The 12,318-nt window shown below is 30.8% G+C and carries 12 protein-coding genes; 6 read left to right on the top strand and 6 right to left on the bottom strand.

From position 1 onward, the window contains the following. Positions 1 to 5 precede the first annotated feature (5 nt). Positions 6 to 830 carry a DUF3421 domain-containing protein gene (locus KFE69_02080; GenBank protein UTW42950.1) on the bottom strand — a complete coding sequence of 275 codons (825 nt, stop codon included), beginning with the start codon at positions 828 to 830 and terminating at the stop codon, positions 6 to 8. 310 nt (positions 831 to 1,140) lie between these two features. Here KFE69_02080 and KFE69_02085 point away from each other — a divergent pair, with 310 nt between their 5' ends. Both KFE69_02085 and KFE69_02090 read left to right on the top strand, forming a co-directional pair. Continuing rightward, entirely contained in the window at positions 1,141 to 1,539 is a 399-nt protein-coding gene (locus KFE69_02085; protein ID UTW42951.1) for a hypothetical protein, read from the top strand. Positions 1,540 to 1,826: 287 nt separating this feature from the next. After that, positions 1,827 to 2,807, top strand: coding sequence for an outer membrane protein OmpK (locus tag KFE69_02090; GenBank protein UTW42952.1), 981 nt, complete (start codon positions 1,827 to 1,829; stop codon positions 2,805 to 2,807). A gap of 329 nt (positions 2,808 to 3,136) precedes the next feature. On the opposite strand, the gene KFE69_02095 is transcribed toward KFE69_02090, so the two are convergent. Then, the gene (locus tag KFE69_02095; GenBank protein ID UTW42953.1) at positions 3,137 to 3,673 is read right to left on the bottom strand and encodes a hypothetical protein; all 537 of its coding nucleotides are present in this window, start codon (positions 3,671 to 3,673) and stop codon (positions 3,137 to 3,139) included. 48 nt (positions 3,674 to 3,721) lie between these two features. Next, complete coding sequence (locus tag KFE69_02100; protein ID UTW42954.1) at positions 3,722 to 4,480, bottom strand: SDR family NAD(P)-dependent oxidoreductase; 759 nt, start codon at positions 4,478 to 4,480, stop codon at positions 3,722 to 3,724. Positions 4,481 to 4,696: 216 nt separating this feature from the next. On the opposite strand from KFE69_02100, the gene KFE69_02105 reads away from it, so the two are divergent. The 3 genes from KFE69_02105 (at position 4,697) to KFE69_02115 (ending at position 7,126) form a co-directional block, all read left to right on the top strand. Continuing rightward, positions 4,697 to 5,494 carry an outer membrane beta-barrel protein gene (locus KFE69_02105; GenBank protein ID UTW42955.1) on the top strand — a complete coding sequence of 266 codons (798 nt, stop codon included), beginning with the start codon at positions 4,697 to 4,699 and terminating at the stop codon, positions 5,492 to 5,494. 35 nt (positions 5,495 to 5,529) lie between these two features. Continuing rightward, positions 5,530 to 6,255, top strand: coding sequence for an outer membrane beta-barrel protein (locus KFE69_02110; GenBank protein ID UTW42956.1), 726 nt, complete (start codon positions 5,530 to 5,532; stop codon positions 6,253 to 6,255). Positions 6,256 to 6,367: 112 nt separating this feature from the next. Further along, positions 6,368 to 7,126, top strand: a complete 759-nt coding sequence (locus tag KFE69_02115) for an outer membrane beta-barrel protein (protein UTW42957.1) — start codon at positions 6,368 to 6,370, stop codon at positions 7,124 to 7,126. Here the strand turns inward: KFE69_02115 and KFE69_02120 are convergent. The 3 genes from KFE69_02120 to KFE69_02130 form a co-directional block, all read right to left on the bottom strand. Beyond that, positions 7,123 to 7,614 carry a dihydrofolate reductase gene (locus tag KFE69_02120; protein UTW42958.1) on the bottom strand — a complete coding sequence of 164 codons (492 nt, stop codon included), beginning with the start codon at positions 7,612 to 7,614 and terminating at the stop codon, positions 7,123 to 7,125. The two genes, KFE69_02115 and KFE69_02120, sit on opposite strands and share 4 nt — an antisense overlap. Before the next feature lie 311 nt (positions 7,615 to 7,925). After that, on the bottom strand, positions 7,926 to 8,636 hold the full coding sequence (locus tag KFE69_02125) for a TonB family protein (GenBank protein UTW42959.1): 711 nt from the start codon (positions 8,634 to 8,636) through the stop codon (positions 7,926 to 7,928). Between the two features lie 17 nt (positions 8,637 to 8,653). Beyond that, a complete protein-coding gene (locus tag KFE69_02130; GenBank protein ID UTW42960.1) occupies positions 8,654 to 10,636 on the bottom strand; it encodes a TonB-dependent receptor in 1,983 nt (660 codons plus the stop codon). Positions 10,637 to 10,795: 159 nt separating this feature from the next. Here KFE69_02130 and KFE69_02135 point away from each other — a divergent pair, with 159 nt between their 5' ends. Next, entirely contained in the window at positions 10,796 to 12,313 is a 1,518-nt protein-coding gene (locus KFE69_02135) for a GHKL domain-containing protein (protein UTW42961.1), read from the top strand. The last annotated feature ends 5 nt before the right edge of the window (positions 12,314 to 12,318 follow it).

The raw sequence follows: 12,318 nt of genomic DNA on the forward strand, positions 1-12,318 counted from the left end.
AAGGTTTAAGGTTTTTTAGGTAATAATACTTCATAAACAGGCAGGAATATTTCTTTATTTTTTAAGGCAAAATTACAATTATTCTTAACCACCTTACCAACATAATAGCGATTATCAACATTTACTCTACAAATATAAACATAGTGACCTCGTTCATAGCCTCCAAAGACAGGTATATTTTTAGGTAACTGATGATTAACCTTAACTGTTTTTGAAGTGGTTTTTGAATTGCTAGGAACATAATTTTTGGTATTTGCATTTATAAACACAGGATTATTCAGATAACGAGAGTGGTTTGTATTACCTATATAGGGAATTTCAGTGCCAACTTTATTACCTGCTTGCCAATAACCAGCTACTGTCGCGATTAAAACATTATATGTGGTTTTAGTATAAGCACGCCCTGCATAAGTAACAACGCAGCCTTTAGCTGTAATCATACCAGGGTAAAGATAGCCAGCATGATAAGCCTGACAAATACCAAAAGCAGACTGGCTTGAATCTACTTTATAAATCGAAGCATCAGACTTTACTTCTTTAGAGTTTATCCAAGAAAAACCATTATTCGCTTGCAAATTGAGTGTAAGAGTTCTATTGATTGCTGCTATTTGCACTTTTACTTCAACTAAACTTTTCATAATGCGATCAAGTTGATATTCTAAAGCGGCTTCTTTGTCTTGTAAAATTAGTAACTCTTGTGCTGAACTTAATTTAGGTGTGGGTTTAGTGTCTGGTTCAGGTAAATACCTGATATTAGTAGCCATAGTGACAGAATTACAAACAAACATTAAAAGCCCAATAACATTAATGATTACTTTTTTATTACTCATGATGATTAAATCTCCAATGTATCTATTAATTAGTTAATAGCTTAAATTAATAATAACTTAAAATTTTACTAGTAATATATCGTATACATTGCAGTGTTTATTTTCAATCATTATTGTAATTTAAGATATATTATTAAATAATCATATCAAGATGTTAAAAATTAACTTATAAGTAATTTTATAATATAAGTTATTTATTTTTTAAATAAAATTATTTCAATTTGATTGATTTTATAATAGAAAATTTTGGTTTAATAATTTAAATTAATGTAATATTTTTGTAAAAAATACAATATGGACTATTATCATTATGCCTGGATTAAATATTAATAATGAAGAGCTAGAACTTATTATTGAGGTCTTACATAAGCTACAGCAACAAAAGGCAAAAGAAAGCGGATTACAAATAGAAAAAATTATTCCATTAGATAGATATAAAGAACACTTAAGAAAAAAAATTGCAGACAACCCAGAGAGTTTTATCAATTTTGCAATCACAACTTTAGATTATGATGGATATCATCTTAATGATGCACTTTTTCAAAGTATTGGTAGGGCAAAAAATATAATAAATGACCTGCAAAGCAAGCAACCTAATTTGTTTTCTGAAAAAAGTCATGGTGTTATTCAACCAATGACTCCAGATTTTCATATGTTAAATGAACAAGAAGAAATAAGTCAGAATAACCAACTTTCAAAATCATGGTAAAGTATATTATTTTCTTTTATGATTTAAATAATATCTTTTAGTAAGTATTGCTCAAATATTAATCTAAAATATAGTTAACTATGCTGATTTGTAAGCAAAATTTAAATTCATTTATGTTAAACATCAAATTTATAATTACAAAATAATATAATACATATATATTATTTTATATGCTTTGTTAATTAAATAATCTAATTTTTATATCAAATATTTATCTAAATACTTGAGATTTATTTCTAATTAACTTACTATGCCTGCGTTTATCAACTAATGAGATTTTTATTATTATGAAAATACTTTCTTATCGATTTATCATATTATGTTTCTTGTTTTTATCATTTAATGCGCTCTATGCATCAGATGACAGTAAGTCAGAAAATGATCAAACTACGACACAAGATGTAGAACAAAAAAATAAATCAGTCACTAATACTTCAGAAAAAGCAAAATCAACGCCGACAACTAAAGATGCTGTTAAAGGTGATCAGCCAGCTACTAAAAAGGATAAGGATAGTAAAGCAAAAAAATCAAAAGACTATAAGTTTTTACAGTTTAATCTAATGCGTAGTCAAGATGCACGTCTACCTTATCATGCTGAAGATACTACTTATTTAGAAATGGAGTTTGGTGGTCGTTCAGGCTTTGTTGATTTATATGGTTATTTAGATGTCTTTGATATTTTTAATGATAGCTCAGATGACCGTCATGGCGGTGATAATTTATTTTTTAAAATTCAACCACGTTTTTCATTAAATGATATTTTAAATAAAGATTTAAGCGTTGGTCCAATTAAAGAATGGTATATCTCAACGTTAGCTGAGGTGGGTGATCGAGAACTGTTTAATATGTATATCGGTCCAGGTGTCGATGTCATGGTGCCTTGGTTTGGTAAAGTAGGTGTCAACTTATATGCACGCTATGTAAGAGAGAATTATGGCGCACCAAATGAAAATACTTGGGATGGTTATAAATTATCTATCAATTGGTTTAAACCATTTTATACATTTAAAAATGGTAGTTTTATATCTTATCAAGGCTACTTTGATTATGGCTTTGGTATGGATACTTATGATGATACTCGATCAAGCTATTCAATCGAATGGTTTAATGGGTTTTATTGGCATTATCAGTCATTTGCACTTGGTTATGGTTTAAAATATTTTGGTAATATGACAGGTATTAAAAATGGTAGTTCAATACCTGGTGGTGGTACTCAGGATACAACCGGATGGGGGCAGTACTTTGATATTACTTATGTATTTGCCTAATAAAAAAGACTAAAATCAAGCAAAATTCTTAAAAAAATTTACATATAAACTAACAAAATTGTAATATAGTTTGATAAAAACATAAGTAATTAGCCTGAAAATTGAGATAATTAATTTTAAAAAATTAATATGAAATAATAAGTTATAAAATGCAAAATCACTTAAATACAGAGTAATTTTTTGCAACAATTCATCACTTTCATTTTGGGTTGTTTTTGCTACAATGAAATCTCCTAAAGTGTTGTTCCTTGTGTATGGGAGGTCAATATTTATCAGGCCAGATAATGTATCTCCCATTCATATTTTAACTTTCAGAAATTTTCAGTTTTTTAATTTAAAGTTAATGCTTCTGTTTCATCAGCTTGTTGATTAGCTTCATCATTAACATTAAATAGATGAGGTACCCGTTGTTTAATTCGTTGTGTTTTAGCCTGTATATCTATATGAGTAAACGCACATATATATTCCATTTGTACTTCTTTGGGTAAGCTTCCTCTGATGCTCTTATGATCAATAAGCATTTTCTCTCTAATTGGTGCTGGTATTTCTTTAGCATTAGTTTTTTCATGAAGTATTTCACTAAAGTCAGTTGGTATAAGATCACCAGATGTAAGTTTGATAAAATTTCTAGAGCATGCATTGGCCATATAAAAGCCATTTTTTGCCAGAGTAATGATTGCTTGTTGTACTTCTTGATGTGATGGTTCGCTACCTTTTATATCAGGTTTTTTTATAAACGGTTGTGAGTTTATGGTTATGATTTCTGCCATATTGTGCTGATTATAAAGTTCTTTATAATATAAGGAACACATGCTACATTCATATTCTAATTTTAAATTTTTTTTACTAACCTTATGAGTTTTCATTGATAATACCCCTCCCTTATTATTCAGAAACAATAGTCTAAAATAATTTTAGTCACTTTTCCACACTGGTAGGGCACCAAAACTTTGCACCGTTGGCATCACTTCAATTGAATTAATATTGACATGTTTAGGCATTGAGCTTGCAAAAAAGACAGTTTCAGCAATATCTATAGCAGTTAATGGTTTTGTATTATGATAAATCGATTGTGCTTTTTGAGCATCACCTTTAAAGCGAACATTGGAGAATTCTGTATCAGCCAAACCTGGTTCAATGTTGGTAACGCGTATATTCTTGCCTAGTAAATCAGCTCTTAAACCACGAGAGAACTGAGCAATAAAAGCTTTTGTTGCACAATAAACATTACCACCAGGGTAAGGCCAGCTGCCGGCAATTGAACCAATATTAATAATATGTCCCAAATTATGTTTGACCATTTCAGGTAAAATTAAATGTGTAAGATCAACAACCCCTTTTATATTGACGTCGATCATCTGGTTATAGTCAGTTTCAGGTAGTTTATCAAAAGTATATGTTCCTAATGCAAGGCCAGCATTATTGATTAAAATGCCAATTGGTTTAAAGCTTTCAGGTAAGTCAGCTAAAAACTGTTTAATTTGTCCTTGATTGGTAATATCGACTTCAGCGATATAGCACGGTGCATTTTTTTCAAACTTATGTTGTAGCTCTACTAAGCGTTGATAGCGTCTTGCAATTAAAATTGTAGGATAGCCATGCTGATTGTAAATTTCAGCACAAGCTTTACCAAACCCAGAAGAAGCGCCAGTAATTAATACAATTGGTTTCATCAGAACTCACCATAAAAATTATTATATTTGTCATTAGCATAATCTTAATGTAGATATTGCAAACTGAAAAGTTATATTGTAGCAAGTTCACTATTTTAAAATTTAGAAAAATATATTTTATTATTTTTAATATTATATATGATTATTTTTGATATAATTTATCTCAGTTTAACGATCATTTATATTTCTTGATCAAATAGTTAATGGGGGGCGTTAATGAAATATTATAATTTACTCGTTATTGCGAGCATTACTATAGGTGCTTTATCTAGTACAGCTTTGGCAAATAATACAATATCTGATAATAATGACAATGTTGTACTAAATAGTGAAAGTACATTACTTAATATAAATAATTTTCCAAATGTTAGTCATGATAGAAAAAAATCAACATTTACTGGTTTTTATGTTGGTTTGGGTATCAATGCAAATCATATGGATTATCATTATCAGTCAACAGCAAAAAATAATAATTTCAAACAAAACAAATATGGCTTATCACTACTATTGGGCTATGGTTATCAATTTAAAAATAATCTCTATTTAGGTGCTGAAGGTCAATTAAGCTATTATCCTAATAATTCAGCATCAAGCAATATCTTAAATTTACCTGCAAATGAATGGGGTAATTTTTATGTTGGACTTGCTCCAAAATATAGCTTTAGCCTACATCTATTGCCAGGTTATGTTTATCATTCATTTTTATTTTATGGTGTAATTGGCACATCTTTAACAAGTTATAATAATCAATTTGGCTATCATGCCTCGCAGTGGAATAAAAATAATAAAAATGGTCATGATTCTGTTTATCTTCAAAACCAAGTTTCAGCATTAGCACTTGATCTAGGGTTAGGTATTAAATATAAATTAATGCAGCATATGATACTTGGATTAGAGTATGATTACACCTACAGTGCGCCTATTTCAATGAATCGTTATGGGCCAGGTAATGCGAATGAATATATTCAGCCAAAAACACAATCGATTAATTTTAATATTAACTATTTATTTTAAGCTAGAAGTTTTTATTTCTAAGTTGGGGGGATTTTATGAATATTTATCAAAAATCATTTGCTGGGCTTATGATGCTAAGCATAGGATTAACAACTGCATTTGCAGATAGTGCCTTTACTGGATCTTATTTGGGTGTCGGTGAAAGTGCAACTTTCAATAACTTTCGATACAGTCACTCACCTTCTTCAGGTGGAAGAAATCAAGATTTTAAAAAGACAAGTACAGAAACTTCTATTTATGTAGGTTATGGTTATGAATTTAAAAATAATTATTATCTAGGTGTTGAAAGTGGCTTTCAATATAATTTTGACCGTTCATTATCAAATAATGAATTTAATTTTCCTAGTGATAAATGGGGTAATTTTTATGCTGGTATTGCACCACAATATAGTATTTATTTTGATTTAACACCGGGTTATGCAGTTACAGATAACTTACTTATTTATGCTATATTTGGTGCTTCATATACACAGTATCGTACTAATTATGGTTGGCAAGTATCTAGCTGGAGTAAAAATAAATTTGCTAGTACAGATAAAGTATTTATGTCTTCACCAGCTTATTCAATCGCTGCAAGAATAGGTTTAGGTATTAAATATAAAATTACAAAGCATATTGTGACAAAGCTTACTTATATCTATAGCTATGGCTCTCCTATGAGTGCATCCTATTGGGTAGATGGTAGTTTTCTAAATTATGAATCACAATCAATCAGGCCACTATCACAATCGGTTATGATTGGATTAGCATATCAATTTTAAAGCTTATCAAAAAAGTGCTGATTATGAATTATTCGACAATATAGCATTACGGTGCTATGATTTCATATGTTTTATATGTGTTGAATCAATTTAATATGGTTAGGGTGAGCTTATGAAGAAAACGATTCATTTAGCAGGTATTTTATGTGGGCTATTTACGGTAAACTCGGCATTAGCCGAAAGTTACCCATCAGATATTAGTCCTTACTCAAAAAGCTTTGTTTATCAAGAGCAGCCCTATGATCCAAGTATTGCAAAACCACTGATCCCTAAAGTAATGAACTTTACAGGCTATTTCTTGGGTGTCAGTGTTATGGAGACTTTTTTCCATTATGATGTTACCGCTAGTCCTCAAGGGGGCCAATTTAGTAAAAATAGTCCTGGTATTTCTTTATTTTTTGGCTATGGCTATGAGTTTAAGAATGGTATTTATTTGGGTGGTCAAATCAATGCGGTATGGTATCCGTTTTCTCAATTAGATAATAACGAGTTTGGTTATTCAGGTAGCGGCTATCGTAGTGGAATTGCACCTGTTGCATCAATGAATCTTGACTTTAATCCCGGTTATGAAGTAATTAATCATTTATTGTTATATGGAATTATTGGAACTGGGTTAGAAGTTTATCGTTATAATTATCAGCTAGAGTCAGGTAGTACAACGACCAACCTGATTGATGATTCAACTGATGTTTCTGTTACATTTCGTTTAGGTGGTGGTGTAAAATACCAATTTAGTAAGCATTTCATGCTTAATTTAGATTATGTTTTTGCTAAAGGTTCTCCAATTAAAGATAATGGTGCCTCTAATACATCACAATCTTTTAGACCACTCGATCAAACTATTGAGTTAGGTATTGCGGTAAAATTCTAATCTAAATTAGATTTTTGCCAAATTTCAAAATCAAAAGCGTATTCATTATGCTCATTTTTTGGATAGAATTGATGCTGTGTTTTTTGCCATAAATTACTATCCCAATCTGGGAAAAAAGTATCACCTTCAATATTGGCATCAATTTTTGATAAATACATTTTTTTTACTAAAGGCATATAAAGCTTAAATAATTCGGCACCACCAATAACAAAAACTTCAGGTTCATCTTTTACTAGCTTATCGATTTGCTCAATATCATGACATATCTCAATGCCATTTGTTTTATAATTTTTTTTGTGTGTTAAGATAATGTTACGTCTTTTGGGTAGTGGACGACCAATTGACTCATATGTCTTTCTTCCCATAACAATCGGTTTGTTGAGTGTATATTGTTTGAAGAGTTTTAAATCATCACTAATCTGCCATGGCAGTTGATTGTTCTTACCCATTACTCGGTTTTTGGCATACGCAACTATAAAGGAAATCATTTGATAATTTTTTTGGTTTATTTAAAGTGTCTTAAGTGTGCCAGAAATTACATTACTTTGCCAAGCAATGTATAGTGTTTATCTGAAAATTTAAAATTGCTTGAGATATATCTTACAAGTTGAAGGTCAAAATTGCTATATATTCGGTTATTTAGAATTGCTAATATACTAACTGAGAGAGCAGGGAATATAGGCAAGGAGCCTTAAAAAGGGAACCTTCACAAGGGTGTCGACATGAAGTTAGCACAGTGAAGTTGGATATGGATAGCTAAAACAAGGGATAGTTTGTCTGGGAAGACATAGATGATGTGTTAGAGTCCCTGCTCAAATTTAACAGGAAGTTGAAGTTTGATTGATTCCGCTATAGGCGGAATTTTTGTTTTTGAGAGATCTAAGTTTTTTAATAGTTTTATTGCGATGGTATCTAATTGGCTATAGCCACTAGAATGGATTAATTGGACACTTTTAATAGAATGTTTGGGTGTTAAGATAAATCGAATTAACACATAGCCATGATGATTTTGATACAGTGAAGGATTAATTTGCCAAAGGCGTAATTGTAATTGTTGATTTAGCGATTTGAGTAATTGTGTTATTGTATAATTAGATAACTTTTTAGGTGTTGGTTGTGATGAAATATCTAAAGCACTATTTTTAGAACTATTTTTGTTTACTATAGCTTTAGCTTTTTCTTGTCTATCTTGATTTTGTGGTTTTTTTTCGATTATTTTTTCTTTGGGCTTTGTTTTTGAAGACTGAATCATTGCTTTGGGTGAAATATATTGATTTATTAGCTGTTCAGAAATTATATCATGTGTATTTAGTGGATGCTCTTGATGCTTATTTTGATACTTTGATTTTTTAGTATTAATTAAACTTGCATAAATAATGGCTTTTATTTGATTTGAATGTGGTTGAAGGCTTAATGGTGTTTGATCATTTATTAAGGGAAGTAAACTAAATACAATAACTAGGTGTGCTAAGATAGAAATTAGCCAACCAATTGTATTTATTGCTTTCATTTATTAGCCTTCATATATTATTTAAATCGATAGGTAATGGTTAGAGAGCCATTAATACCATTGCCTGGATAATAATTCCACTGATGATTGATATCCGTAACGTATTGATTGTATTTTTCGTTAAGCAAATTATTGATTCGTAAAGATATGATCCAAGGGAGTAATTGATAGTTAATTGCAGTATTAATTAACCAATAAGCTTGAACTTTGCCATCAGCATTGGCAAAGTCACCATCGGCATATTGACTACCATGATACTGTGCTTGTAGGTACCATTGATAATGATCCAAAAATGAGAACCGACTATGAACTTCATAATTTGTATTAGGGATTCCTGGAACAGAGTTACCTTCTAAAGAAGTACCATCGGCTAGCTGCCCACTTTTAAATTTTGCAACATTAAAATTAATGCTCATGCCAATTAGTAGTTTTTGATTAATGGTAATCGTGGTGATTAAATCACTACCGTATTGAAAAACTGGTGGTAAGTTAACATTGGTACCGGGAAACGGGTTAGCTGATGGTTGACTTGGATCATAAGCAATTTGATTATCAATCCATAGAATATAAAGATCACCACTAAATTTAATGGGAATTAGTTGATGGTTTTTATAGATTTGTGTCAATGTGAAACCGTTGGAGGTCTGAGGCTCTAAGCCAAAACCTGACTGAATTTCAGGCGTTAAATTAGATTGATCAATAAATGGTAACTGATAGTTATGCGCAAATGCAATACCACTATGTAAGTTAGGACTAAAGCGATAGGTTACACCTAGATTATAAGAAAGTGGGTAATACGTTTCATTACTTGGTGGGTTTGTTGTTGCTGGCATTGTACTGTAATTAATAAAGCTGCCATGATCATAGCTAATGCCATAGCTTATTGCTTGGGTGAATTGCCATTGATTTAATGATTCTTCAAATTGGTTGGTATTTAATAAGCTTTGTCGATAGGCATTATTAATTGATGAGGTATTAACAAATGACTCATAACGGTAATTGATACCAGCACGTATTGAAAATGTTCTGTCTAAATTTTCATTACTAAAAAAAAGATTTAAATTTGGAGAAATTGAGATTGTTTGATAGGTTTGTTCAAAAGAACTACCCCATTGTGGGAAATAGCCTTGAGCATCTATTTGACGGTATTGTAATTGGCTTTGGAAGCTTTGTTGTTCAGTTAATTGATGTTGCCAATTACTTTGAAGGTTTAAACTACGTTCTTTATATATCTCCCAACCAGATGAAGCTTGATAAGGGTTTTGATTATATTGATCTTCAGTTAAAGCGCCTGGGAATTGACTATTTTGAGATAAATAAATCAAATTACTATTAAATTCGCCTCGATCATAGTTATGCTGATAGGTAAGCATACTTTGGGATGATTGGCTATTATCATGATTTCGATAGCCATAGCTATTATTAATAGACTGCATGATGCCTAATTGATTGTTTGAATCAATGGTTTTAGTAAGACTTGCAGATAATTGACCATATTTTGGATAAGTCGGTGTAATACTAATTTGAGTATGTTTAATTTTAGTAACAATATTGATAATGCCACCAAGCATGCCATCATGGTAATTTGTACTATCGCCATTGGTGTAAATATTAATATAATCAACACTATTGATTGGGATTAAATTAACCATACTGGCACTACTATCAAATCCAGATAATGGCTGTCCATTAAGTAGTACCTGCGCTCTTAAGCCATGAATATAAAAAATAGGGTTACTACTTGTTTGGCTATAGACTTGTACCGTACTTAGTTGTTTTATAGCTTGTGTGATCGTTTTAACACCACTTGATGTAATTGTTTTATGATCAATATGAAAGTTTAAATTGGCTGTTGGTGATATTGTAGTTTTTATTTTTTCTTGTGTGTTATCATCTTGATAGCTTGAAATACCAGGTAACTGGTAAGTTGTTTCAGCAACTAGTTGATTAGCCCAAAAGAGATAAATGCTGAAAAATAGCAGATTTATTTTTTTTCTCATATAAATAAATAAAAAGTTAGCTTAAGATGTTATTTGGAAAATAGTCGCAAGTTTAGATAAATATGATGACAAAGGCAAGTATTAAGCTTAGGTGTTTTTTGCACATTTGATTTTGTTTGATTAAGCTTACAGTCATAAGATGGCAAATTGGAGAAAGGTATGGAATTGGCCAGATTATTAAAGCGGTTTAAAAATCGCTTAAAGGCAATTTACATTTTACCAAAAGAATCAGTTTCGATGCATCGAATTTTAAATATCTCATTATTTGTATTTATTACCTTGATTATGGGGTTTTTGACGTTAGTAAACTATATGCAGTTGGATAAACAAAATGAAAAGTTATTTAATATTCAAATGGTACATGCTGCAGGTTTGGTTGATGTCTTAGTTTCTATGAATATTCAACATACATCATTACAAGCATTAGCTAAATTATTAAATACTGAACAAGCACAGAGAATTACAGATAGCGATGTTAAAGCTTATACAAAACCTCAAACGCAAGAGTTTTATAATATTTATAGCGAAGCGTTCTTTTTTCAAGTCTATAGTCTAAAGGATCATCATATATTACTTAAATCCTCTAATGCACCAGATAAGCCATTAGGTGTGCCTTATGGCTTTAGTACAGCAAAATCAAAAGATTCGATTGAATCTAGTTGGTATGTTTTTAGTATGAGAAGTCATTACCAGCCTATAAGAATTGTTATTGCAGTTAATCAGAGTTTTAAAAATCAAGTTGTGATGGAATTATTTTGGACACTGTTAAAGGAAATCTTATGGTTATATGTCATATCAGCAGTGATGCTAATGCTTTTAGTTAGAATTATTTTTGCACCATTATTTAAAATTGCTCAAGCATTAAGAAAACGTAACCCAAGAAGTATTGAACCATTAGTTGTTAAAAAAATTCCTAAAGAAGTACAGCCGTTATTAGATCAATTAAATCAATTATTTATTAAATTCAATCAAATACTAGAGAGAGAAAGCCGTTTTGCAGGTGATGCAGCACATGAATTAAAAACTCCTTTAGCAGGTATAAAAGCACAAATTGAAGTTGCACTGAATTTAAATGATATTGATTTAATTAAGGAAAAAATGATCGTTGCACTGAAAAATATGGATCGTTATTATCATATTATTGATCAATTATTAACGCTTACTAGGCTTGAGCCAAATAAAGCTTTACAGTCAAGAGTTGAGACAATAGAAATCAATCGTTTTGCTGCAGAGTGGGTTGCTGAAATGGTACCTGTAGCAATGCAAAAATCAATAGAGTTAAGTTTAAATCGTTCGGATGAACCTGTTTATATTCTAGCAAGTCATGCTGCACTTGATGTATTATTTCGTAATCTTTTAGATAATGCCATTCGTTACACACCTGACAATGGGCAAGTTATGTTAAATATAGTTCTAGAAGATGCAAATGTGCTGATAGCAGTAATTGATAATGGTATTGGTGTCAAAGCGGAGCAATTAGAGCGTATATTTGATCGATTCTATCGTCAAACAGGTACAAAAGAGCAAGGTAGTGGACTTGGGCTATCTATTGTTAAAGAGGTTGTTAGATTGCATGATGGTTCTGTGATTGCCAAACATGTTGCTTCAGGTGGATTAGAAGTTCAAATACGCTTGCCAGTCTGTCACAATGATCATCATGATATAAAAAAAGTATAGTTAAG

It is taken from the genome of bacterium SCSIO 12844 (assembly GCA_024397935.1).
In the GTDB taxonomy this organism is placed as follows: domain Bacteria; phylum Pseudomonadota; class Gammaproteobacteria; order Francisellales; family Francisellaceae; genus M0027.

What these genes read in the sequence shown, in the direction of transcription:
- KFE69_02080 (UTW42950.1), bottom strand. Translation starts at nt 830, where the DNA reads ATGAGTAATAAAAAAGTAATCATTAATGTTATTGGGCTTTTAATGTTT.
- KFE69_02085 (UTW42951.1), top strand. Translation starts at nt 1,141, where the DNA reads ATGCCTGGATTAAATATTAATAATGAAGAGCTAGAACTTATTATTGAG.
- KFE69_02090 (UTW42952.1), top strand. Translation starts at nt 1,827, where the DNA reads ATGAAAATACTTTCTTATCGATTTATCATATTATGTTTCTTGTTTTTA.
- KFE69_02095 (UTW42953.1), bottom strand. Translation starts at nt 3,673, where the DNA reads ATGAAAACTCATAAGGTTAGTAAAAAAAATTTAAAATTAGAATATGAA.
- KFE69_02100 (UTW42954.1), bottom strand. Translation starts at nt 4,480, where the DNA reads ATGAAACCAATTGTATTAATTACTGGCGCTTCTTCTGGGTTTGGTAAA.
- KFE69_02105 (UTW42955.1), top strand. Translation starts at nt 4,697, where the DNA reads ATGAAATATTATAATTTACTCGTTATTGCGAGCATTACTATAGGTGCT.
- KFE69_02110 (UTW42956.1), top strand. Translation starts at nt 5,530, where the DNA reads ATGAATATTTATCAAAAATCATTTGCTGGGCTTATGATGCTAAGCATA.
- KFE69_02115 (UTW42957.1), top strand. Translation starts at nt 6,368, where the DNA reads ATGAAGAAAACGATTCATTTAGCAGGTATTTTATGTGGGCTATTTACG.
- KFE69_02120 (UTW42958.1), bottom strand. Translation starts at nt 7,614, where the DNA reads ATGATTTCCTTTATAGTTGCGTATGCCAAAAACCGAGTAATGGGTAAG.
- KFE69_02125 (UTW42959.1), bottom strand. Translation starts at nt 8,636, where the DNA reads ATGAAAGCAATAAATACAATTGGTTGGCTAATTTCTATCTTAGCACAC.
- KFE69_02130 (UTW42960.1), bottom strand. Translation starts at nt 10,636, where the DNA reads ATGAGAAAAAAAATAAATCTGCTATTTTTCAGCATTTATCTCTTTTGG.
- KFE69_02135 (UTW42961.1), top strand. Translation starts at nt 10,796, where the DNA reads ATGGAATTGGCCAGATTATTAAAGCGGTTTAAAAATCGCTTAAAGGCA.